Origin of the sequence: Streptomyces sp. NRRL S-31 (assembly GCF_000718775.1) — a bacterium.
Lineage (GTDB): Bacteria > Actinomycetota > Actinomycetes > Streptomycetales > Streptomycetaceae > Streptomyces.
Genome location: NZ_JOCB01000033.1, coordinates 1 through 22159, shown reverse-complemented (window position 1 = coordinate 22159; position 22159 = coordinate 1). Strand labels below are relative to the sequence as shown.

Annotated in this window: 18 protein-coding genes and 1 tRNA gene; 9 read left to right on the top strand and 10 right to left on the bottom strand. The window is 72.5% G+C overall.

The features are described from left to right. Positions 1-37 precede the first annotated feature (37 nt). The gene (locus IF37_RS0115270) at positions 38-1603 is read right to left on the bottom strand and encodes a metallophosphoesterase family protein (protein ID WP_030742128.1); all 1566 of its coding nucleotides are present in this window, start codon (positions 1601-1603) and stop codon (positions 38-40) included. A gap of 165 nt (positions 1604-1768) precedes the next feature. On the opposite strand from IF37_RS0115270, the gene IF37_RS0115265 reads away from it, so the two are divergent. Both IF37_RS0115265 and glmS read left to right on the top strand, forming a co-directional pair. Next, positions 1769-2026 carry a hypothetical protein gene (locus tag IF37_RS0115265; protein WP_030742126.1) on the top strand — a complete coding sequence of 86 codons (258 nt, stop codon included), beginning with the start codon at positions 1769-1771 and terminating at the stop codon, positions 2024-2026. Between the two features lie 60 nt (positions 2027-2086). Continuing rightward, positions 2087-3904, top strand: coding sequence for a glutamine--fructose-6-phosphate transaminase (isomerizing) (gene glmS / locus IF37_RS0115260; protein ID WP_030742124.1), 1818 nt, complete (start codon positions 2087-2089; stop codon positions 3902-3904). A gap of 220 nt (positions 3905-4124) precedes the next feature. Here the strand turns inward: glmS and IF37_RS0115255 are convergent, their stop codons facing one another. Next, positions 4125-4652 carry a universal stress protein gene (locus tag IF37_RS0115255; RefSeq protein ID WP_030742122.1) on the bottom strand — a complete coding sequence of 176 codons (528 nt, stop codon included), beginning with the start codon at positions 4650-4652 and terminating at the stop codon, positions 4125-4127. Positions 4653-5507: 855 nt separating this feature from the next. Here IF37_RS0115255 and IF37_RS0115250 point away from each other — a divergent pair. The 3 genes from IF37_RS0115250 (at position 5508) to IF37_RS0115240 (ending at position 7658) form a co-directional block, all read left to right on the top strand. After that, on the top strand, positions 5508-6728 hold the full coding sequence (locus tag IF37_RS0115250) for a helix-turn-helix domain-containing protein (protein WP_030742116.1): 1221 nt from the start codon (positions 5508-5510) through the stop codon (positions 6726-6728). Positions 6729-6828: 100 nt separating this feature from the next. Continuing rightward, on the top strand, positions 6829-7431 hold the full coding sequence (gene orn / locus IF37_RS0115245; protein WP_030742113.1) for an oligoribonuclease: 603 nt from the start codon (positions 6829-6831) through the stop codon (positions 7429-7431). Positions 7432-7585: 154 nt separating this feature from the next. Next, a tRNA-His gene (locus IF37_RS0115240) sits at positions 7586-7658 on the top strand. A 113-nt stretch (positions 7659-7771) separates the two neighbouring features. On the opposite strand, the gene IF37_RS0115235 is transcribed toward IF37_RS0115240, so the two are convergent. The 5 genes from IF37_RS0115235 to IF37_RS0115215 form a co-directional block, all read right to left on the bottom strand. After that, positions 7772-8827, bottom strand: a complete 1056-nt coding sequence (locus IF37_RS0115235) for a LacI family DNA-binding transcriptional regulator (protein WP_030742111.1) — start codon at positions 8825-8827, stop codon at positions 7772-7774. A 112-nt stretch (positions 8828-8939) separates the two neighbouring features. Continuing rightward, positions 8940-10382, bottom strand: a complete 1443-nt coding sequence (locus tag IF37_RS0115230) for a GH1 family beta-glucosidase (protein WP_030742109.1) — start codon at positions 10380-10382, stop codon at positions 8940-8942. 118 nt (positions 10383-10500) lie between these two features. Continuing rightward, the gene (locus IF37_RS0115225; RefSeq protein ID WP_030742108.1) at positions 10501-11421 is read right to left on the bottom strand and encodes a carbohydrate ABC transporter permease; all 921 of its coding nucleotides are present in this window, start codon (positions 11419-11421) and stop codon (positions 10501-10503) included. Positions 11422-11435: 14 nt separating this feature from the next. Further along, positions 11436-12428, bottom strand: a complete 993-nt coding sequence (locus tag IF37_RS0115220; RefSeq protein ID WP_030742106.1) for a carbohydrate ABC transporter permease — start codon at positions 12426-12428, stop codon at positions 11436-11438. Between the two features lie 339 nt (positions 12429-12767). Then, positions 12768-14087 (bottom strand): ABC transporter substrate-binding protein, encoded by a 1320-nt coding sequence (locus tag IF37_RS0115215; RefSeq protein ID WP_030742104.1) that lies wholly within the window; start codon positions 14085-14087, stop codon positions 12768-12770. Positions 14088-14579: 492 nt separating this feature from the next. Between IF37_RS0115215 and IF37_RS0115210 the strand changes: the two genes are divergently transcribed. Continuing rightward, complete coding sequence (locus tag IF37_RS0115210; RefSeq protein ID WP_030742101.1) at positions 14580-15629, top strand: LacI family DNA-binding transcriptional regulator; 1050 nt, start codon at positions 14580-14582, stop codon at positions 15627-15629. Between the two features lie 171 nt (positions 15630-15800). On the opposite strand, the gene IF37_RS0115205 is transcribed toward IF37_RS0115210, so the two are convergent. Both IF37_RS0115205 and IF37_RS0115200 read right to left on the bottom strand, forming a co-directional pair. Further along, a complete protein-coding gene (locus IF37_RS0115205) occupies positions 15801-16667 on the bottom strand; it encodes a spermidine synthase (protein ID WP_030742099.1) in 867 nt (288 codons plus the stop codon). Between the two features lie 34 nt (positions 16668-16701). Beyond that, positions 16702-17136 carry a hypothetical protein gene (locus IF37_RS0115200; RefSeq protein WP_030742097.1) on the bottom strand — a complete coding sequence of 145 codons (435 nt, stop codon included), beginning with the start codon at positions 17134-17136 and terminating at the stop codon, positions 16702-16704. 266 nt (positions 17137-17402) lie between these two features. Between IF37_RS0115200 and IF37_RS0115195 the strand changes: the two genes are divergently transcribed. Further along, positions 17403-18923 carry a hypothetical protein gene (locus IF37_RS0115195; RefSeq protein WP_030742095.1) on the top strand — a complete coding sequence of 507 codons (1521 nt, stop codon included), beginning with the start codon at positions 17403-17405 and terminating at the stop codon, positions 18921-18923. 412 nt (positions 18924-19335) lie between these two features. Here the strand turns inward: IF37_RS0115195 and IF37_RS0115190 are convergent, their stop codons facing one another. Further along, positions 19336-19932, bottom strand: a complete 597-nt coding sequence (locus IF37_RS0115190; RefSeq protein WP_030742093.1) for a histidine phosphatase family protein — start codon at positions 19930-19932, stop codon at positions 19336-19338. Between the two features lie 239 nt (positions 19933-20171). On the opposite strand from IF37_RS0115190, the gene IF37_RS0115185 reads away from it, so the two are divergent. Continuing rightward, complete coding sequence (locus IF37_RS0115185) at positions 20172-21116, top strand: phosphatase PAP2 family protein (protein WP_030742091.1); 945 nt, start codon at positions 20172-20174, stop codon at positions 21114-21116. A gap of 1 nt (position 21117) precedes the next feature. Further along, positions 21118-22159, top strand: a 1042-nt coding sequence (locus IF37_RS0115180; RefSeq protein WP_052845200.1) for a hypothetical protein, incomplete at its 3' end; no start/stop codon positions are given.

Below are 22159 nucleotides of genomic sequence, written 5' to 3'. Positions count from 1 at the left end.
CACCCCGGAGACGGTCCTCCGGGGTGCCCGCCGGTGGCTACTTCGCCTTGCGGGACACCGTGAAGTGGTCGATGCGGTCGCCGGTCTCGGCGATGCCCGACACCTTCAGGGTGGCCTGGCGGCCCTTCGGCGCGGGCACGACGTCCACGCGCAGGAAGGAGTAGTTGAGGTAGCGCACCCGGGACCAGCCGACGGTCTCGTTGACCTTGCCGTCCTTGGTGTTGACGAACGAGGCCACGGAGTCGGTCTCGTGCTCGTGCCCCTCGTAGGAGTCCGGGGCGGAGAAGGCGTACAGGCTGCGGCCCGCCGCGCCCGCGGTGACGTAGACCACACCCTCGGTCTCCGGGTAGGCCGTGGCGCCGATCGGCAGCTTCTTGGTGACCTTGCCGTCCTTGATGACGTCGGTGCGCTCGTACTGGTGGTTGTGGCCGTTGATGACGAGGTCCACCGTGTACTTCTCGAACAGCGGCACCCACTCCTGACGCACCCCGCCCTCGGAGGCGTGCGCGGTGGAGGTGCAGTAGGCGCAGTGGTGGAAGAAGACCACGATGAAGTCGACGTCCTTCGCCGCCCGGTACTTCTTCAGCTGGGCTTCAAGCCACTTCGTCTGGGTTCCACCGGATATGCCCAGGTTCGCTGGGATCTCAAAGGAGATGTCGTTGGCGTCGAGCGAGATGACCGCCGTGTTGCCGTAGACGAAGGAGTAGACGCCCGGCAGGTTCTTCCGGTCGGGGCCGTTGTCCGGGAGGTTCCAGCGGGCGTCCTCGCCGCCGTAGCCGTTGGGCGAGTACCAGGCCTCCATGTCGTGGTTGCCGTACGCCGGCATCCACGGCACCTGCTTGGCGACCGTCTCGGTCTGGGCGAGGAAGGAGTCCCAGGTGCGCGCGTCGAAGCCGGTGTCGGCGGTCTTGCCGGCGCCGGACGGGTCGGCGTAGGCGATGTCGCCGGCGTGCAGGTGGAAGGCGGGGTTCTGGCCGAGGAGCAGGCTGTTGTTGGCCAGCCCGTGGTAGCCGACGCCCTCGTCGCCGAACGCGGTGAAGGTGAACGGCACCTTGTCGGCGGGGGCGGTGGTGAAGGTGCCCAGGGTGCCCAGCAGGTGCGGCGCGGCCGGGTCGAAGCCCTGGTGGCCGACGCCGTAGTAGTACGTCCTGCCGGGGCGCAGGTGGGTCAGCTTGGCGTGGATGTAGTACTGGGTGTGGTCGCCGCCGGCGCCGACACCGGCCGGGGTGTAGAGGGTGCGGACCTCGGCCTCGATCTTGCGGGAGAGGTCCCACGGGTGGGCGCCGACGCGGATGAAGGGCTTCTGCACGGCGACCGGGACCTGCCAGGAGACGGTGATCTCGGTCCGCGGGTCGTTGCCCCACGCGAGGTGCCGGCCGAAGGGGGCGACGAGGGCGCCGTCGACCCGCTCGGGGGTGGCGGCGGTGCGCTGCGTCGGCACGGCGGCCTGGGCGGTGGCGCCCGTCACGAACGCGCCACCGGCGACGGCGCCCAGCGTGACGGCGCCGCCGCGGAACATGGTGCGCCGCGAGAACTTGGCGCGCAGGTACTCATGCTGCTCGGCCATGCTCATGCGCTCGGCCAGCTTCTCGGGAACGCCCATACGAGGAATGTCCATGGCGTCTGAAACTCGTCTGTCCGGGCAACGAGATACAGGACACAGGATGGACGGGACGCAAACAGAGATCCATAAGAGTTTCAACAGCCCTCTGCCCGGAATCGGGCACGATTCTTGCGAAACCGGCTCCGGTACCCGAGGATCTACCGGGTGCACGACGAACTGGTTGATCATCTGACGCGGTCCACGGCCCTGAGCCGGGGCGAGGCGCTGCGGGTGGTCCAGGACGTGCTCGCCTACTTCGACGAGACGACCCAGGAGTTCGTCCGCCGCCGCCACCGCGAACTCCAGGCCCGGGGCCTGGTGAACGCGGAGATCTTCCAACGGATCGAGGCGGACCTGAAATACCGGGCGGTGGCGCCGCCGGAGCTGACGCTCAGGCAGCTGCGCCGCATGGTCTACGGCTGAGGACCGGCCGTACCGACCCAGCAGTACCGGACCAGCGACAGCCAAGGGATACCTCTGTAAATGTGCGGGATTGTCGGTTACATCGGGAAGCGTGACGTGGCCCCCCTCCTCCTGGAGGGCCTCCAGCGCCTGGAGTACCGCGGCTACGACTCCGCGGGCATCGTCGTCACCTCCCCGAAGACGCCCGGCCTGAAGATGGTCAAGGCCAAGGGCCGGGTGCGCGACCTGGAGGCCAAGGTCCCGGCACGCTTCAAGGGCACCACCGGCATCGCCCACACCCGCTGGGCCACCCACGGCGCCCCGTCCGACGAGAACGCCCACCCGCACATGTCGGCCGACCAGAAGGTCGCGGTCGTCCACAACGGCATCATCGACAACGCCGCCGAGCTGCGCCGCAAGCTGGAGGCGGACGGCGTCGCCTTCCTCTCCGAGACCGACACCGAGGTGCTCACCCACCTCATCGCCCGCTCCACGGCCGAGAAGCTGGAGGACAAGGTCCGCCAGGCGGTGCGGTTGATCGAGGGCACCTACGGCATCGCCGTGCTGCACGCCGACTTCCCGGACCGGATCGTGGTGGCCCGCAACGGCTCCCCGGTCGTGCTCGGCATCGGCGAGAAGGAGATGTTCGTCGCCTCCGACATCGCCGCGCTGGTCATGCACACCCGGCAGATAGTGACCCTCGACGACGGCGAGATGGCCACCCTCAAGGCCGACGACTTCCGCACCTACACCACCGAGGGCACCCGGACGACGGCCGAGCCCACGACGGTGGAGTGGGAGGCCGAGTCCTACGACATGGGCGGCCACGACACCTACATGCACAAGGAGATCTTCGAGCAGGCCGACGCGGTCGACCGCGTGCTGCGCGGCCGCATCGACGACCGGTTCTCCACCGTGCACCTCGGCGGCCTCAACCTGGACGCCCGCGAGGCCCGGCAGATCCGCCGCGTGAAGATCCTGGGCTGCGGCACCTCGTACCACGCGGGCATGATCGGCGCCCAGATGATCGAGGAGCTGGCCCGCATCCCCGCGGACGCCGAGCCGGCCTCCGAGTTCCGCTACCGCAACCCGGTGGTCGACCCCGACACCCTGTACATCGCGGTCTCCCAGTCCGGTGAGACGTACGACGTCCTGGCCGCCGTCCAGGAGCTGAAGCGCAAGGGCGCCCGGGTCCTCGGCGTGGTCAACGTGGTGGGCTCGGCGATCGCCCGCGAGGCCGACGGCGGCATCTACGTGCACGCGGGACCCGAGGTCTGCGTGGTCTCCACCAAGTGCTTCACCAACACCACGGTCGCCTTCGCCCTGCTCGCCCTGCACCTGGGCCGCACCCGGGACCTCTCGGTCCGCGACGGCAAGCGGATCATCGAGGGCCTGCGCCGGCTGCCCGGGCAGATCACCGAGATCCTGAAGCAGGAGGAGGAGGTCAGGGAGCTGGCGGAGCAGTACGCCGACGCCCGCTCGATGCTCTTCATCGGCCGCGTCCGGGGCTACCCGGTGGCCCGCGAGGCCTCCCTGAAGCTCAAGGAGGTCTCCTACATCCACGCCGAGGCCTACCCCGCCTCCGAGCTGAAGCACGGCCCGCTGGCCCTCATCGAGCCGGCCCTGCCCACGGTCGCGATCGTCCCCGACGACGACCTGCTGGAGAAGAACCGCGCGGCCCTGGAGGAGATCAAGGCCCGCGAGGGCAAGATCCTGGCGGTGGCCCACCAGCACCAGGAGAAGGCGGACCAGACGATCATCGTCCCCAAGAACGAGGACGAGCTGGACCCGATCCTCATGGGCATCCCCCTCCAGCTCCTCGCCTACCACACGGCGAAGGCCCTGGGCCGGGACATCGACAAGCCGAGGAACCTCGCCAAGTCGGTCACGGTCGAGTAGGACCGCGGAACGGACCCCCACGTGCGCCACCTGACACGTGGGGGTCCTTCCCGTGCCGCTGGATGCCGGCCGGTGGCCGTCACCCCCCGGCCGGCGGCACGCCGAGGAAGGACGGTCGCCCACCGCGGTGCCCGGTATATGCCCCCCACCAGGGCGCGAACACCTTCTACGCGCGAGTAGTCCCCATGTGCCGTACGGGAGTTGACGGAGCGTCGGGCGGCTACGGGATGACGATCACGGGCCGCTGCGCCCGCTTGGCGAGCCGGCCCGCCACGGAGCCGAAGATCCGGCCGACGATGCCGTGCGTGGAGCCGACGACGATCGCGTCGGCCTCGTACTCCTTGCCGACCTCTTCCAGCTCGTGGCAGATGTCCCCGCCCCGCTCGACCAGGATCCACGGCACCTCGGCCAGGTAGTCCGCGCACGCCAGCTCGAGGCCGAGGACCTCGGTGCGGTGGTCCGGCACGTCGACGAAGACGGGCGGCTCGCAGCCGGCCCACACGGTGGTGGGCAGCCGGTTGGCGACGTGCACGATGATCAGGCCGGAGCCGGAGCGGTGGGCCATGCCGATCGCGTAGGCGAGGGCGCGCTCGCTTGAGGTGGAGCCGTCGAAGCCGACGACGACTCCGTGCCGGAAGGCGGGGTCGCAGGAATGACGTGCCTCTTCCGCCGCCAGGGGATCGGCCGCCGTGGGATCGGCGACCGGCCGCTTGCGGTCCGCGGGTTCGAAGAATTCGTGACCGGCCATGGCTGTCTCGGCGTTGTGATCCTTTATGGGGAGGGACGACAGTGTGCGGCGGAGCTGTGTCCGGGAAACATCTTCCCAAGCCCATACCCCCAAGGGTACGGCGGCACTCCTTCTGAGCCCAGATACCGCGCACGCTCCGTAAGCGGTCCCCCGGCATGCGCAGGGGTTCACCGGAGCATGCACGAGCCGCGCCCGTAACGCAATGGTTGCTGCCCCGTACAGGCGGTTCGCCCGGGGTCCGGGTCCGTCCGGCGGGTGACCGACCCGCCGGACGGACGTTGAACCCCGGACCACCGCCACCTCGGAAAGCACGGGACGCGCCACCGCGGAAAGCACGGACACGCGGACGCCGGTCCGACGGCGCACCACCCCCCGCGCCGGACACCGCCGGCGATGTGATCCGCTGGGCCGTGCGCCCTCGCGTCACGGTGCGCGGCGGGAAGCGCGGGCGCCACACCGGACGACAGACACCGGTCGACTGACCTGTTTTCGCGCCTCAGGACGCTGCTTTTCAGCCAACTTCTGGATATCGCCCAGAGGGGGTTCCGACCACCCTCCAACCCCCGTTCCACCTGCACGGAAAGGGTCCGGAAGCCGCTGTGCACCCTACGCGGTTTGGCCACTGCGACAAGGCGCACTTCCCCGCACGCCTCGCGAGTGCAACGCTTCGTGATCGAATGCTTCACGCCAAGTTGTCATGTCGACAATGTCCGGCGTGTCGAACTGGTCACCGCGTGATCGCGGAAGCCAGTAGATTCGATCTTGTTTACGGCGGGGGACTCGTGCAGGACCGAGGGGAAACGTGCAGGAGCGACACAACCGAGGAGCCGCGACCACCGAGGGGGGCTTAGCAGTATGAGCCACGACTCCACTGCCGCGCAGGATGCCGCGGCCCGGAAACTGTCCGGGCGACGCCGCAAGGAGATCGTCGCGGTGCTGCTCTTCAGCGGCGGCCCCATCTTCGAGAGTTCCATTCCGCTGTCGGTGTTCGGGATCGACCGCCAGGACGCCGGCGTGCCGCGCTACCGCCTTCTGGTGTGCGCCGGCGAGGAAGGCCCGCTGCGGACCACAGGGGGCCTGGAACTCACCGCGCCGCATGGGCTGGAGGCGATCTCACGCGCCGGGACGGTCGTCGTGCCGGCCTGGCGCTCGATCACCTCACCGCCGCCGGAGGAGGCACTCGACGCGCTGCGCCGGGCACACGAGGAAGGCGCCCGCATCGTCGGGCTGTGCACCGGTGCCTTCGTGCTCGCGGCGGCCGGACTGCTGGACGGCCGCCCGGCGACCACCCACTGGATGTACGCGCCGACGCTGGCCAAGCGCTATCCGTCGGTGCACGTCGATCCGCGGGAGCTGTTCGTCGACGACGGTGACGTGCTGACGTCGGCGGGCACCGCGGCCGGAATCGATCTCTGTCTCCACATCGTGCGGACGGACCACGGCAACGAGGCGGCCGGCGCGCTCGCCCGGCGCCTGGTGGTCCCGCCGCGCCGGACAGGCGGCCAGGAGCGCTATCTCGACCGGTCTTTACCCGAGGAGATCGGCGCCGACCCGCTCGCCGAGGTCGTCGCCTGGGCGCTGGAACACCTCCACGAGCAGTTCGACGTGGAGACGCTGGCGGCACGCGCCTACATGAGCCGCCGTACGTTCGACCGCCGGTTCCGGTCGCTGACCGGGAGCGCCCCGCTCCAGTGGCTGATCACCCAGCGGGTGCTCCAGGCGCAGCGGCTGCTGGAGACGTCGGACTACTCCGTGGACGAGGTGGCGGGCCGGTGCGGGTTCCGCTCGCCGGTCGCGCTGCGCGGGCACTTCCGCCGCCAGCTCGGCTCGTCCCCGGCCGCCTACCGGGCCGCCTACCGGGCCCGCCGGCCGCAGGGCGACAAGCCCGGTGAGGCCGAGCAGGCGGTGCCGGCGCCCGGCCAGCAGGGCCTGTCCGCGGGCCTGCCCGGTCCCGGGCCGGTGGGCCCGGCGCCCGCCCTGCTGCACGAGCACCGGGACGGCGGGGTGCCGTTGCAGAGCCGCCGGGCCCCGGCCGGCGCGGTGGGCCTGCTGCCGGGACCGCGCAGCGCGAGCTGACCGGGGAGGGGGGCGGGCGGCAGCCCGCCCCCCTCCTTCTTGCCGGGCCGGTACCGGCACGCGGCGTCACAAAGGCTCAGGCCCGCTTTAGGGTGGTCGCATGAACGATCGCATGGTGTGGATCGACTGCGAGATGACCGGCCTCTCGCTGTCCGACGACGCGCTCATCGAGGTGGCCGCCCTCGTCACCGACTCCGAGCTGAACGTACTCGGCGAGGGGGTGGACATCGTCATCCGCCCGCCGGCCCGGGCACTGGAGACGATGCCGGAAGTGGTGCGTCAGATGCACACCGCGTCCGGGCTGCTCGCGGAGCTGGGGCGGGGCACGACCCTCCAGGATGCCGAGGAGCAGGTCCTGGCGTATGTGAAGGAGCACGTGAAGGAGCCCGGCAAGGCCCCGCTGTGCGGCAACTCCGTGGGCACCGACCGCGGCTTCCTGCTGCGGGACATGCCGACCCTGGAGGACTGGCTCCACTACCGGATCGTCGACGTCTCCTCGGTCAAGGAACTGGCCCGCCGCTGGTACCCGAGGGCGTACTTCAACAGCCCCGAGAAGAACGGCAACCACCGGGCCCTCGCCGACATCCGCGAGTCGATCGCGGAGCTGCGCTACTACCGCGAGGCCATCTTCGTGCCGCAGCCCGGCCCGGACTCCGAGACCGCCAAGGCGATCGCCGCCCGGCACGTCCTGCCCGCACAGTAGCCACCCGGGCGGGCTCCCCCGCGGAGCCCGCTTGGGAGCCCGCTTGGGAGCCCGCTTGGGGCTCGCGCGAAAACGTGTGCGCGAGCACCCCTTCGGACCCTGTAGACTTCTTCTCGGCCGGTCGGGGAAACGACAAGTTCCACCGCCGGTCATGGTGGGTGTAGCTCAGCTGGTAGAGCACCTGGTTGTGGTCCAGGATGCCGCGGGTTCGAGTCCCGTCACTCACCCCGGGTCAGCAGCCGGTGACTCCGTCGCGAGACGGGATCACCGGCTGCTGCGTTTTCCCCCGCCGACGCGAGGCGCCCGCCTTCCCGGCGCCGGTCCGGGAAGGCGACCGGTCTCACGAGGACGCCCGCACCACCAGTTTCGCCGGGAGGACCGCCTGCTGCCGGACCGGTTCCCGGGACGCGGCCGGGCGGCGGGCGGCGATCTCCGTGAGCAGCAGGTCGATCATCGCGCGGCCCATCTCCTCGATGGGCTGGCGGACGCTGGTGAGCGGCGGGTCCATGTGCCGGGCGATGGCCGAGTCGTCGTAGCCGACGAGGGCGACGTCGTCGGGGATGCGGCGGCCGGCCTCGCGCAGCACCTGGCGGGCGCCCGCCGCCATCACGTCCGAGCCCGCGAAGACGGCGTCGAGGCCGGGTGCGCGGGACAGCAGGGCCGTCATCGCGCGACGGCCGCCCTCCTCGGTGAAGTCGCCCGGTTCGATGAGCAGTTCGCTCTCCGGGTGGCCCGCGTCGCGCAGCGCGTCGCGGTAGCCGGCGACGCGGCGCTCGGCGCCGTAGACGTCCAGCCGGCCGGTGATGTGCGCGATCCGGCGGCAGCCCCGGCCCAGCAGGTGCTCCACCGCCGAGCGGGCGCCGCCGTAGTTGTCCGAGTCCACCGAGGGGAGCGACTCGGCCGCCGAGCGCGGGCCGCTGATCACGGCCGGGATCTCCAGCTGGGAGAGCAGGTCGGGGAGGGGGTCGTCGGCGTGGACGGAGACCAGCAGGACGCCGTCCACCCGGTGGGCCGCCAGGTACTGGGCCAGGCGCTGCCGCTCGCGGTCGCTGCCGGCGAAGATCAGCAGCAACTGCATCTCGGTGTCGGAGAGTTCCGCGCCGACCCCGCGCAGCATGTCGGAGAAGTAGGGCTCGGCGAAGAACCGGGTCTCCGGCTCGGGGACGACCAGGGCGATGGCGTCGGTGCGGTTGGCGGCGAGGGCGCGGGCCGCGGTGTTGGGCACGTAGCCGAGTTCGGCGACGGCCGCCTCGACGGCCGCGCGGGTGGCGTCGCTGACCCGGGGCGAGCCGTTGATCACCCGGGAGACGGTGCCCCGGCCGACCCCTGCCCGGGCGGCGACCTCCTCCAGGGTCGGCCGTCGGCCGCGCCGGCCTCTCACACCGTTGCCTGCCATGGACGCCGCCTTCCGTTCACCACCGTCAGGCCAGGAATGTAACAGCGTCACGGTGGCGCCCGGAGATTCCGCCGGACGGCGGGCCCGGGCCGGGCCCGCCGCGTGGCGTCCGTCAGGCGGGCAGGGCGTTGTCCCGGATCACCTCGGCGTACCACCGGGCACTGGCCTTGGGGATGCGGCGCTGGGTGGCGTAGTCGACGTAGACGGCGCCGAAGCGCTTCGAGTAGCCGTAGGACCACTCGAAGTTGTCCAGCAGGGACCACAGGAAGTAGCCGCGCACGTCGGCGCCGTCGGCGATGGCACGGCGGACGGCGTCCAGGTGGGAGTGGAGGTAGGCGATCCGCTCCGGGTCCTGGACCAGGCCCTCGGGGGAGACGTAGTCGTCGAAGGCCGCGCCGTTCTCGGTCACCATCAGGGGCAGCCGGGGGTGCGAGGCCGCCAGCCCCGTCAGCAGCGTGTGCAGGCCGTCGGCGTCGATGGCCCAGTTCATCGCGGTGAGCCGGTCGTTGGCGAGGTGGAAGGCGACGTTCTCGGAGCCGGTCCACGGGGAGTGGTCGCTCGCTCCATGGCCGTCGTTCTTGGTGCTGGCGGCTCCGTCGGCGGGCAGGGAGACCACGGTCGGCGAGTAGTAGTTGACGCCGAGCAGGTCGATGGGCCGGGAGATCTCCGCCAGGTCCCCGTCGTGCACCAGTTCCGCCCAGTCGACCAGGTGCGCGGTGTCGGCCAGCAGGTCCTCGGGGTAGGCGCCGTCCAGGAGCGGGCCGGTGAAGATCCGGTTGCCGACCGCGTCGATGCGGCGCGCGGCCTCGGCGTCCTCGGGGCTGTCGGTGAGCGGGCGCACCTGGTGCAGGTTCAGGGTGATGGAGGTCCGCGCGGACGCGGGCAGGGCCGCGCGCAGCGCGCCGACGGCCCGGCCGTGGGCCAGGTTGAGGTGGTGGGCGGCGCGCAGGGTGGCGGCCGGGTCGGTGCGGCCCGGCGCGTGCACGCCCGAGCCGTACCCCAGGAACGCCGAACACCAGGGCTCGTTGAGGGTGGTCCACATGCCGACCCGGTCGCCCAGGGCGCGGGCCGCCAGGTCGGCGTAGTCGGCGAACCGGTGGGCGGTGTCGCGCTGCGGCCAGCCGCCCGCGTCCTCCAGCTCCTGCGGCAGGTCCCAGTGGTAGAGGGTGGCGACGGGAGTGATCCCCGCCTCCAGGAGGGCGTCGGTGAGGCGGCGGTAGAAGTCCAGGCCGCGTTCGACGGCCGGGCCGCGGCCGGTGGGCTGGACGCGGGACCAGGAGATGGAGAACCGGTATGCCTTGAGCCCGAGTTCCTTCATCAGTGCCACGTCGTCGCGGAACCGGTGGTAGTGGTCGGCGGCGATGTCACCGGTGTCACCGTTGCGGACCTTGCCGGGGGTGTGGCTGAAGGTGTCCCAGATGGAGGGGGTGCGGCCGTCCTCGGCCGCGGCGCCCTCCACCTGGTAGGCGGCGGTGGCGGCACCCCAGACGAAGTCGGTCGGGAAGGCGGTGTCCGAGGCCGGCTGGACGGTCGTCTCAGGTCGTACGGCGGTCATGGTGAGAGCGCTCCCAAAGCGATGAGTGAGGAACGGCGGACGGCGGTCCGGCGTACGGGAAGGAGGAGGGGGCGGGACGGGCCGGCGCGTGCGGCCGGCCCGGCGGCGGGGCGGCGGCTCAGCCCTTGACCGCACCCGCCATGATCCCCCCGACGATCTGCTTGCCGAAGATGACGAAGACCACCAGCAGCGGAAGGGTGCTGATCAGCGCTCCGGCCATGACGATGGACTGGTCGGGCGTGTAGGAGGCGCTGAGCTGGCCGAGCGCCACCTGGATGGTGGGGTTCTCCTGGTTCAGCGCCAGGAAGGGCCAGAAGAAGTCGTTCCACGCCTGGACGAAGGTGAGCATGCCCAGCACCATCATCGCGGGCCGGGCCACGGGCAGGACCACGCTCAGCACGATGCGGATGTTGCTGGCCCCGTCCACCTTGGCGGCCTCGACCAGCTCGTAGGGCAGGGCCTCCAGCAGGTACTGGCGCATGAAGAAGACACCGAAGGCTCCGACCAGGGTCGGGAAGATCACCGACTCCAGCTTTCCGCCCCACCCGATGTCCGACATCATCATGAACAGGGGGACGACGCTGAGCTGGGGCGGGATCGTCAGCGTGGCGATGACCGCGGTCATCAGCGCACCACGGCCGCGGAAGCGCATCTTGGCGAAGGCGTACCCGGCGAGGGTGCAGAAGAACAGGGTGGCGGCGGTGATGCAGCCGGCCACGATGATGCTGTTGACGATGGCCTTGCCCAGGTGGGCCTGGTCCCAGGCCGCCTGGAGGTTGCTCCACAGCCTGCCGCCCGGCACGAGCGGCGGCGGGTTGTCCAGGACGCGCTGCTGGTCGTGCGAGGCGGCCACCAGCGTCCAGTACAGCGGGAAGAGCGAGCCGAGGCCGACGACGACCAGGGCGGCGTAGGTGAACGGGCCGCCCCTGAGCTGCTGGCCGGCTCCCATGCGGAGACGGACGCGGCCCTTGCGGGGGGCGGTGGGAAGCGGTGCCGGGACGAGGTTCGGCGCGGTCTTGGTGGGACTGGTCGTGGTCATCGATGTCGCTCCCGTCAGGCCGCGCTCTTGCGCACGAACCGGCCGACGATCCAGTTGATCAGGGCGATGAGCAGCAGCAGGACGAGCATGGCCCAGGCCACGGCCGCCGCCGGCCCCAGGTGGCCCAGCTTCCAGCCGTAGTTGAAGAGGTAGATGCTGAGTGTCTCGTACTGGTGCTCGTTGCCGCCGATCGAGCCGAGGGTGCCGCCTTGCAGCAGCAGCGGCTCACCGAACAGCTGCATCGAGCCGATGGTCGAGATGACGATGGTGAACAGGATCGTCGGCCGCAGCGAGGGGATGGTCACCTTGCGGAACTGCTGCCAGCGCGTCGCTCCGTCGATGGAGGCGGCTTCGTACAGATCGGTGGGGACCGCCTGCATGGCCGCCAGGTAGATGAGGGCGTTGTAGCCGGTCCAGCGCCAGATCACGATGACCGAGATGGCGATCTTGGAGGTCCACTCCCCGTTTCCCCAGTCGGTGTTGCCGGCGCCGAAGAAGTGCAGCACCCAGTTGAGGATGCCGCCGTCGGCGCGGAAGACCAGCGCGAAGACCAGGGCGGCCGTGGCCACCGAGGTGGCGTACGGGGTGAGGATGACGGTCCGCCAGAACGTGCTCGCGCGCAGCTTGTAGTTGAGCAGGTGGGCCAGGCCCAGCGCCACCAGCAGCTGCGGGACGGTGGAGAGGACACCGATGACGAAGGTGTTGGAGACGGCCGTCCAGAACTCGGAGTCCTGGAGGATCTTGGCGAAGTTGTCCCACCCGACCCACTCGGACTGGTCGAGGCCCGTCATCTCCACCCGGTGCAGCGCGATCCACCCGGTGTACAGGAGCGGGTAGAGCCCGAAGGCGGCGAAGACCAGGAAGAAGGGGGCGATGTAGGCGTACGGCGACGCCTTGTCGTCGAAGCGCCACAGCCTGGTACGCCAGCTGTCGCGTCCGTTCGACGCGGCACCGGTGCCGCCGGGCGGCGGGGTGTAGGCACCCCGGGCGGGGGTTGTCGTTGCCACGGAGGGAGTCCTTCCCTGAAGGTTTCGGCCGGGTGGAGGCGGGGGCGGAGGCGGGCCCGGGAGCCGGTCCGCCGCTCCCCGCGCGGATCGGGCCGGTGGCGAACGACCCACGCCGCGGCCTGACGTGCGTGTGGGGCGGAGTCCGGCCGTCGGCTGCCGGTCCCCGCCGGGCGGCGTCGCGGCGGTGCCCTGACCCGGGCACCGCTCGCGCCGGCGGGCGCTCACCCGCGCGGACCGCCTCCCCCGTGCCGTGTACCTGCCTGCCGTACCCGGCGGCGGAGCCGGCGCGTCCGCGCGGACGGGGTGCGGGCGGCCGGCGGGCCCCCGCACCCGGGCCGGCTAGCCGAGCGCCTTGTCGATCGTCTCGGTGGCGGCCTTCCAGGCGTCGGCGGGCTTGGTGCCCCGCTGCTCCATGTTGTTGATCTGCGTGGAGATCGTGTCCTTGATGACGCCGTCCTTCGGGCCGAGCACCGCCTCGGGGATCGTCTTGGCCTCCTCGGCGTAGATCTGGCCGATGGGCGCGTCGTTGAAGTACGGCAGCTTGGCGTCCTTCACGTCGGCCAGCTCGTAGGCGCCCTTGTTGGAGGGGAAGACGCCGATCGCCTTGAACACCGCGGCCTGCTGCTCGGGGGCGGTCAGCCACTTGACCAGCTCCGTGGCCTCCTTGACGTGCTTGCCGCTCTTGGGAACGGTGAGGAAGGAGCCGCCCCAGTTGGCCGCGGTGGAACCGGGGGCACGGGAGATGTCCCACTTGCCCTTGTAGGCGTCCCCGGAGTTGGTGGAGATCTGTCCGGCCATCCAGGCGGGGCAGGCGACGGTGGCCACGCTGCCCTTGCGCAGGGCCGCGTTCCAGGCGTCGGTGAACTGCGGCAGGCCCTGGGTCAGCTTCTTGTCGGCGGCCTCGGCCGCCAGGTTCCAGCCCTGCTGCACGGACGGGCTGTCCTTGTAGTTCGCCTTGCCGTCGGCGTCGTAGTACTGCTGGGCGGAGGAGCTGACGACCCCGTTGTACATGGCGGACGCGGAGTCCATGAAGTAGGTGCCGCCGGGCGCCTTCTTCTTGTACTGCTCGCCGAGCTTGAGGTAGTCCTCCCAGCCGCCGGCGACGGCCTTGGCGACGGCCTCGCGGTCGGTGGGCAGGCCCGCCTTCTCGAAGAGGTCCTTGCGGTAGCACAGGGACATGGGGCCGATGTCGGTGCCGGCGCCGATCACCGTGCCGTCCTTGGCGGTGGCCTGCTTCTCCTTCCAGGACACCCAGTCGTCGACCTTGATCGCCTTGCTGAGGTCGGTGAACTTGGCCGCCTGGGTGTCCACGACCTCCTTGATGCGCCCGACCTCGACGCCCGTGACGTCCCCGAGGCCGCTGCCCGTGTTCAGCTGCTGAAGGAGCTTCGGGTAGTAGTCCTGCTCGTTGGCCGTGGTCTCTTCCTTGACCGTGATGTTCGGGTGCAGCTCGTGGTACTTGGCGAACAGGCCGGCCTCCTTGTAGCCGAACTGCCCGTAGTCGGCCAGCGTGAGGGTGATGTTCCCGTTGGCATCCGCGGTGTCCGAGTCGCCGTCGCTGCTACAGCCGGTCAGCAGCAGGGCGGAGGCCGTCAGGACCGTCGTGGTCACGACCGCGGCGCTGCGGCCGTGACCGCCGCCGGTACGGGTGATGCGCATTCCACTACTCCTTGTTCCAGTGGGGAACGGGACCTCAGGAATCGGACCGCCGGGCGCGGCGGTCCGGACCTGCCCTCTCGGTTCGAGCAGCGGCTTGCCGACAGCACAGGAGGTGCGGCGGAAAGGTGCTGGTCAACGGGTGCCATGCAGGGTGGAGGGGAAGGTCATGGGTGGTTTCGTCCGAACGGAAGAGAGCCCCGGTCACTGCGTGGGACCGCTCCCACGCGGCATGCCGGAAGACTCGTTGGTGCCGGGCCGAGTGTCAAGACTTGAAGATGGCGTTGTTGCGCAAGCGTGTTCCGCACGTCACGTGAACGTGTCGCGCCACCAGACGAAACCGGCCCGTCATCGGCTGTTTCCGTACAGCGTCGGGGCAGGTCACCGAAGGGTCAATCCCCGCTTCCGGACAACTGCGCCCCGGGGCGGAGCCGTTGCCGTGACTCCTGGGACAGAATGAAGCCCCTCCTCCCACGGACCGCCGGAAGGTGAACGATGAGTCCTGCCGAACCGCCGCAGCCGGACAGGACGGTGGACGTCCGGCGCCCGACCCTGAACGCCGTGGCCGCCCTCGCGGGCGTCGGCCGCGGCACGGTCTCGCGGGTGATCAACGGCTCCCCGAAGGTCAGCGACCGCTCCCGGGCGGCCGTCGAGCAGGCGATCGCGGAACTCGGCTACATCCCCAACCGCGCGGCCCGTTCGCTGGCCACCAGCCGCACGGACTCGGTGGCGCTGGTGGTGCCCGAGGCCGAGAGCCGGCTCTTCTCCGAGCCGTACTTCTCCGAGATCATCCTGGGCGTGTCCGCCGCGCTGACCAGCGCGGGCATGCAGTTGCTGCTGGTCCTCACGGGCGACGAGTCCGAACACGGGCGGCTGGCGACCTACCTGGCCGCGCAGCGGGTGGACGGGGTGCTGATGCTGGCGGTGCACGCCGACGACACCCTGCCCGACCGGCTGGCGGAGCTGGCCGTGCCGACCGTGCTGGCCGGGCGCCGCAGCGAGCGGGAGCGGCTGGGCCATGTGCGCGCGGACAACCGGGGCGGTGCCCGGCTCGCCGTCCGGCACCTGCTGGCGGGCGGCCGGCGGTCCATCGCCACCATCACGGGCCCTTCGGACATGGACGCGGCGAGAGCGCGGCTCGACGGCTACCGCGAGGCGCTGTGGGACGCCGGGGTCGCCGTCGAGGACGAGCTGATCGAGACGGGCGACTTCACGGAGCAGGGCGGACGCGCGGCCATGCGGGAACTGCTGCGGCGGCGCCCGCGGCTCGACGCCGTCTTCGCCGCCTCCGACGTGATGGCCTCCGGCGCGATGCTGGAACTGCGGGCGGCGGGGCGCCGGGTGCCGCGGGACGTCGCGCTGGTCGGCTTCGACGACTCGATCGTGGCCCGGCACGTCGACCCGCCGCTGACCAGCGTGCGCCAGCCGCTGGCCGCGATGGGCCGCACGATGGCGGGCCTGCTGCTGGACGAGATCGCCGACCGCGGCACCGGTCGGCGCGGTGTGGTGCTGCCGACGCAACTCGTGGTGCGCGCGTCGGCCTGAGGGGGCGTCCGCCGCGCGGCACGGGACGCACTCCTGTATCATGGGAGCGCTCCCATGCATCATGCGAGGGTGTCGGTCCTCCGTACCTGGCACGACGGGCCGCCGCGGGTGCGGGTGGGCACGTACTGACGGTCCGCGGCCCGGGCGTGCGGGGGTGACCCGGGCGCGGGGTCAGCGGAACACCGAGGGCGGCGGGGCCGGGGAGGCCACCGCGACGGCGTCCGTCACGGGCACCGCTCCGCCGGTGAAGTCAGTGAGGGCGCGGCCGTGTTCGACCCGGCCGGGGTGCGGGTCGGAGGCGGCGCGGCGGGTGAGTTCGGCGAGCGGCAGCGGGAGATCGGCGGCGACCAGGATCGCGTTGCCGAAGCGCTTGCCGCGCAGCACGGCCGCGTCGGCGACCAGCGCGAGTTCGCCGAACCGGGCGGCGGCGGTGGCGATCTGGCCGCGCAGGTGGGCGAGCGGCGGGCCGTCGGCGAGGTTGGCCGCGTAGACGCCGGACGGCTTCAGGGCGCGGCGGACCTCGTCGAGGAACTCGGTGGAGGTGAGGTGGGCGGGGGTGCGGGCGCCGCTGAAGACGTCGGCGACCACCAGGTCGGCCCAGCCGTCCGGCACCTTGGCCAGGCCGTCGCGGGCGTCCGCCGACCTGATGCGGATGCGCGCGTTGGGGTCCGGCGGGAGTTCCCGGCGGACCAGCCGGACCAGGGCCGCGTCGCGTTCCACGACCTGCTGGGTGGAGCGGGGCCGGGTCGCGGCGACGTACCGGGCGAGGGTGAGGGCGCCGCCGCCGAGGTGCACGGCGTGCACGGGCTTGCCGGGCGGGGCGACGAGGTCGATGACATGGCCGAGGCGGCGCTGGTACTCGAAGGACAGGTACGCCGGGTCGTCCAGGTCCACGTGCGACTGGGGCGCGCCGTCGATCAGCAGCGTCCAGGCCCGGTCGCGGTCCGGGTCGGGCACGAGCTGCGCGAGTCCGCCGTCGACCGGTTCCTCGACGGCCGCGGCGGCCGGCCTGCGCCGTGTGTTCCTGGACCTGCCCATCCGTCCATTTTCGCAGGCCCCGCGCGGGCGCGCGTCACCGGCAGTTGTCGGCCGCCTCGATCAGCCGGGCCGCTTCCCCGAGGGCCCGGCGCAGCACCGCCGGATCGGTGGCGAGGTCGGCCTCGCCGGGCGGCAGCAGCCAGTCCGAGCCCTCGACCGGCGGCCCCGGGTCGAGCCGCAGCCCGCGCCCGTCCGTCTCGGTACAGGTGCTGCCGGGCACGTCCCAGCAGGCGGCGGTGCCGGCCGGCACCAGGAAGCCGAGGGTGTCGCAGCCGTCGTCGTGCAGGACGGGTCCCACCGCGTCCGCGGCCCCGCGCCGCAGGATGTCGACCGCCTCCAGGCCCTGCCGGGCCGGTACCGTCACGAGGTCGCACACCGGGTCGCACACCGGGTCGGCCGCCGGGTCGCCCGCCGCGGACGGCGAGGACGCCGACGGCGTACGGGGTTCGTTGCTCTGGCTGGTCTTCACTGCCGGCCTCCACCACGCAGCCCTGTTGCGGTCCACGGGGTTCAACGCGCGAAGCCGTCAACGGCAACGGCACAAGTGCGCCGCAAAGGATGGCACTTCATGGCAGATCTCACAGGAGATATCCGGTTTGTGGCCAAACACCGCGTGGCGGGTCCTTCACACCAGGTACGTTCAACCCCGCCGGAACCAAGGCGTCACACGGGCGACTCGTCCCGGAACCGCCCGGTTGCGGCATGGTTCGACGGTTCGCACGAGAGGACCCGGCCATGGCGTCGTCAACGGTGACCTCGTCGCAGCCCGAACGGCCCCCCCGGCCGAACCTCGCCTTCCGGCGGCTGCGCGGCCGGCGTTCACCCGCCGAGTTCGCGGCACTGGTGCGGCGGGCGGCGCGCGAGATCGGTGAGCGGGTGAGCTGTGACGCGCGCTACATCGGGCGGGTCGAAGCGGGCGAGATCCGCTGTCCCAACTACGCGTACGAGCGCGTGTTCCTGCACATGTACCCGGGCCGCACGCTCACCGACCTGGGCTTCGCGCCCCGCTCCTCCGTCCGCGGACGAGCGGCGCGTACGGCCCCGGAGGCACCCGGGGTACCCGAAGCGCCCGGGACACCGGCCGGGTCCGCCCCCGCGGGGGCGCCCGACGGGTCACCCGGGGGCGACGGGCCGTACGACCCGCACAACCCCCAGGAACCGCCCCCCCGTTCCCGGCTCCGCCCGAACCGGGGGGACCCCCATGCGAAAGACCCCCTGAACCACGAGGAGAGCGACGTGCTGCGTCGCGCATTCATGACCGGCGGAGGCGCCACCGTGGCCGCCGCCACGCTGGCCCCGCTGGGGCTCACCACCGGCGCCGCCGCGGCCCGGCCACCGCTGCGGCGCGTCGGGACCCCCGAGGCGACGGCGGTGGAGGAGGCGGTCCGCCGTATCCGGCTGCTCGACGACCGGCACGGCGCGGACGGGCTGTACCGGCGCGCGGCGGCCCCGCTGCGCGCGGCCTACGCGCTGCTCGACGCCGGCGCGACCCGGCAGACCACCGCCGACCGGCTGCACACGGGCGCCGGTGAACTCGCCATCTCCGTCGGCTGGCTGGCCCACGACTCCGGCCGTTTCGACGACGCGCGCTCGCACTACGCGGAGGCGCTGGCCACCGCCCGGACGACCGGGGACCCGGGGCTGGAGGCGCACGCCTTCTGCAACACCGCGTTCCTCGCCCGGGACGCCGGCCGCCCCCGGGAGGCGGTGCGGGCCGCGCAGGCCGCGCAGCGCGCCGCCGGGCCGCTCGGCTCGGCCCGGCTGATGTCGCTGCTCGCGCTGCGCGAGGCGGGCGGCTGGGCGGGGCTCGCCGACCGCACCGGCTGCGAGCAGGCGCTGGGCCGCGCCCAGGCGTTCTTCGCGCGGGGCCGCTCGGACGCCGACCCCGAGTGGATGAGCTTCTACGGCGAGGCGGAGCTGGAGGGGCTCGAGGCGCAGTGCTGGTCCACGCTGGGCGACTGGCGGCGGGCGTCCCGGCACGCGCGGCGCGCGGCACGGCTCCAGGACCCGCACTTCACCCGGAACATCGCGCTGTACACCGCGGAGCTGGCCGACGACCTCGCGCGCGCGGGGCGTCCCGACGAGGCGGCGCAGGCGGGCCTGCGGGTGCTGTCGCTGCTGGACCAGGTCCAGTCCTCGCGCATCCAGACGATGCTCGCGGGGACGGCACGGGTGCTGTCGCCGCACCGGCGGGCCTCGGGGGTGTCGGAGTTCCTGGACCGGCACGCGTCCGTGCCGCGGACGGGGAGGATTTAGCTCCGGGGCTCCGCAGCTTCGGGGTTCCAGGGTTCCGGGACTCCGGGGCTCCAGGGTTCCGGGGCTTCGGGGTTCCGGGACTCCGGGGCTCCGGGGCTCCGGGGCTCCGGGGCTCCGGGGCTCCGGGGCTCCGGGGCTCCGGGGCTCCGGGGTTCCGGGTTCAAGGGTTCCGGGCCTCTCGATTCCGGAGTTCCGGGGCCCTACGTTCCGCTATTCCGGGGCTCCGGGTCTCCGGGCTTTGGGGGCTCCGGGCTTTCGGGCCTCCGGGCTTTCGGGGCTCCGCGGCTTTCGCATCGTGGGGCCCCGGGCTTCCGGGTCGGGTGGCCCCGCGCCCTTCCGGGTCGGGTGGCCCCGGCCCCTTCGGGGCCGGGTGCCCCGCACCTCTTCCGGCGTACTGCCCGCCGTGGTCCGCTCAGAGCGCCAGGTGGCCCACGTCGTTCCAGCTCTCGATCGCCGGTTCGCCGTACGCCCAGCCCAGGATGGACAGCGACGTCGGGTTCAGCCGTATCCGCGCGGCGAAGTCCAGCGGCAGTCCCAGCCACCGCGCGCCGATGGACCGCAGGATGTGCCCGTGGGCGAAGACCAGGACGTCCCGGTCGGCCGAGCGGGCCCAGGAGACCACCTCGTCCGCGCGCGCGGTGACGTCGGCGAGGCTCTCGCCCTCCGGCACCCCGTCCCGCCAGATCAGCCAGCCGGGCCGCACCGCCTGGATCTCGGCCGGCGTCATGCCCTCGTAGGCGCCGTAGTCCCACTCCATCAGCGTGTCCCAGCGCTCGGCGCGCTCGCCGAACCCGGCCAGTTCGCACGTCTCCCGCGCGCGGGACAGCGGGCTGGTGCGCACCTCCGCGTCCGCCAGCCCGTCCAGCGGCGGACGGTGCAGCCGCTCGCCGAGCAGCTTGGCCCCGCGCCGGCCCTCCTCCAGCAACGGCACGTCGGTCCTGCCGGTGTGCTTGCCGGACAGCGACCAGGCCGTCTGTCCGTGCCGGGCCAGCAGGATGCGCGGTGCCATGAGAGACCTCTCCGGGAGGGTGACGCCCCATCGGACGCCACGGGAACGACAGCTGTACGCGGTCCCTCCATCATCGCGCACCCCGCTCCGAGGCAACCCGGCGGGCGATCCCGGCGTCTTCGTGATCCGGGTACGTCGGGCGGGACCGGATCGCCCCGCATGGGCGGCGCGGGGACACCGTAAAGTGGCACGGTCGCCCGCCGGGCGCGCCGCACAGCAGAAGGGGGAGGGCGATCGGATTGCCGCAGACCGAGACACCGGGCACCGAGGTGGCCCCCCGTTCCCGGCTGCGCTGGTGGACCGAGCTGCCGCTGATCCTGCTGGTCTACGGCTGCTACTCGGCCGGCCGGCTCCTCGCGCGCGGTGACGTCGGCGGCGCCGTCGACCACGGCCTGGCGATCCTGCGCGTGGAGAAGGCGCTGTACCTCAACGCCGAGCACCCGCTGAACCGGCTGTTCACGCGGGAGCCGTGGCTCGGGGTGCCGGCCGACTTCTGGTACGCCTCGCTGCACTACCTGGTCACGCCCGTCATCCTGGTGTGGCTGTTCCGCGCGCGTGCGGCGCACTACCGCGCGGCCCGCACGTGGCTGATGACGTCCACGTTCATCGGCCTGATCGGCTTCACCCTGCTGCCGACCTGCCCGCCCCGCCTGCTCGCCGCCGACCACGGCTTCGTGGACACCATGGCGCAGTACAGCTCCTACGGCTGGTGGGGCGGCGAGGCCAGCGCCCCGCGCGGCATGGGCGGCATGACCAACCAGTACGCGGCGATGCCGAGCCTGCACGTCGGCTGGGCGCTGTGGTGCGGGGTGATGCTGTGGCGGCACGGCGGCACGCGCCTGGCGAAGGTCATCGGTGTCGCCTACCCGCTGCTGACCGCGCTCGTGGTCATGGGCACCGCCAACCACTACTTCCTGGACGCGGTCGCGGGCGTCGTCGTGATGGGCGTCGGCCTGCTGCTGGCGCCGCGCGTCATGCGGGCCGCGGACCTGCTGCGGACCCGGCTGTCGCGCCGTGCGGAGCCGGTCGCCGGGGACACGGGTTCCGCGATTGTCAGTGCCGGATGCCAGACTTCCGCGGGTGAGCGAATTCCACGGCAGCGCGAGTCGCGGCTCGACCCCGCGGCCGGACCGGACGCCTCCCCCACCGACGCGGGCGACGGGGCTCCGGCACCGGCTCGCTGAGCTGCGCGGACCCGACGTACCGGCCAAGGCCCTGGACGCGCGCGCCCTCGCGGCGCTCGCCGCGAACCCGGGGTGCGCGCGGCGCGCGGTCCTGGACGGGGCCGGGGTGGACAAGGCCCGGCTGGCGACCGCGCTGGGAGCGCCCTCCGGTTTCGGCCAGTCCCAGTTCGCCCTGACCCGGGGCAACGCGTTCGAGGCACGGGTGAAGGCGGACGGCGGCGCCGAGCTGCTGCGGCTGGCGCACGCCCGCCTCGACCCGGGCGCCGAGCCGCCCGCCGGCGCGGCCGTGCCGGACCTGACCGCGCACGGCCCCGAGGGGCGCACGGCCCGTACGGCGCTGGCGCTGCGCGAGGCCACGCGCGCGGGCGGCTGGACGCTGCTGGACCACCCGATGCTCGCCCTGGACGTGGCGGGCTCGCCCGCCTTCCTGGAGCCGGACGCGGTGGTGGTGCACCCGGACGGCGGCTGGTCGGTGGTGGAGATCAAGTCCTTCCCGATGGTGGACGGCTCCGCCGACCCGGCGAAGGCGGGCGCGGCGGCCCGTCAGGCGGCGGTGTACGTGCTCGCCCTGGAGCAGGTCGCCGCCCGTCTCGAACCCGCGCCGCGCGTGCACCACCGGGTGCTGCTGGTGTGCCCCAAGGACTTCTCCAACCTGCCCGCGGGCTGTGCCGTGGACGTGCGCAAGCAGCGCGCGGTCACCGCGCGCCAGCTCGCCCGGCTCACCCGTATCGAGGACATCGCCGGGGCGCTGCCCGAGGGCACCTGCTTCGCGCCCGACCGGCCCGCCGAGGAGCTGACGGCGGCCGTGGAGGCGGTCCCCGCGACGTACGCGCCCGAGTGCCTGTCCGCCTGCGAGCTGGCCTTCCACTGCCGGGACCGGGCCCGCGCCGACGGCGCGGTCACGCGCCTCGGCCGGCCGCTGCGGGCCGAGCTGGGCGGCCTGGCCACGGTCGGGGAGGTCCTCGCGGCGGCCCGCGGCGAGGCCGGCACCCTGGTCCACCCCCACCCGCCAGCACGCGGCGAGGGCGAGCAGTCCCCCTACG

What these genes read in the sequence shown, in the direction of transcription:
- IF37_RS0115270 (WP_030742128.1), bottom strand. Translation starts at nt 1,603, where the DNA reads ATGGGCGTTCCCGAGAAGCTGGCCGAGCGCATGAGCATGGCCGAGCAG.
- glmS (WP_030742124.1), top strand. Translation starts at nt 2,087, where the DNA reads ATGTGCGGGATTGTCGGTTACATCGGGAAGCGTGACGTGGCCCCCCTC.
- IF37_RS0115255 (WP_030742122.1), bottom strand. Translation starts at nt 4,652, where the DNA reads ATGGCCGGTCACGAATTCTTCGAACCCGCGGACCGCAAGCGGCCGGTC.
- IF37_RS0115250 (WP_030742116.1), top strand. Translation starts at nt 5,508, where the DNA reads ATGAGCCACGACTCCACTGCCGCGCAGGATGCCGCGGCCCGGAAACTG.
- orn (WP_030742113.1), top strand. Translation starts at nt 6,829, where the DNA reads ATGAACGATCGCATGGTGTGGATCGACTGCGAGATGACCGGCCTCTCG.
- IF37_RS0115235 (WP_030742111.1), bottom strand. Translation starts at nt 8,827, where the DNA reads ATGGCAGGCAACGGTGTGAGAGGCCGGCGCGGCCGACGGCCGACCCTG.
- IF37_RS0115230 (WP_030742109.1), bottom strand. Translation starts at nt 10,382, where the DNA reads ATGACCGCCGTACGACCTGAGACGACCGTCCAGCCGGCCTCGGACACC.
- IF37_RS0115225 (WP_030742108.1), bottom strand. Translation starts at nt 11,421, where the DNA reads ATGACCACGACCAGTCCCACCAAGACCGCGCCGAACCTCGTCCCGGCA.
- IF37_RS0115215 (WP_030742104.1), bottom strand. Translation starts at nt 14,087, where the DNA reads ATGCGCATCACCCGTACCGGCGGCGGTCACGGCCGCAGCGCCGCGGTC.
- IF37_RS0115210 (WP_030742101.1), top strand. Translation starts at nt 14,580, where the DNA reads ATGAGTCCTGCCGAACCGCCGCAGCCGGACAGGACGGTGGACGTCCGG.
- IF37_RS0115205 (WP_030742099.1), bottom strand. Translation starts at nt 16,667, where the DNA reads ATGGGCAGGTCCAGGAACACACGGCGCAGGCCGGCCGCCGCGGCCGTC.
- IF37_RS0115195 (WP_030742095.1), top strand. Translation starts at nt 17,403, where the DNA reads ATGGCGTCGTCAACGGTGACCTCGTCGCAGCCCGAACGGCCCCCCCGG.
- IF37_RS0115190 (WP_030742093.1), bottom strand. Translation starts at nt 19,932, where the DNA reads ATGGCACCGCGCATCCTGCTGGCCCGGCACGGACAGACGGCCTGGTCG.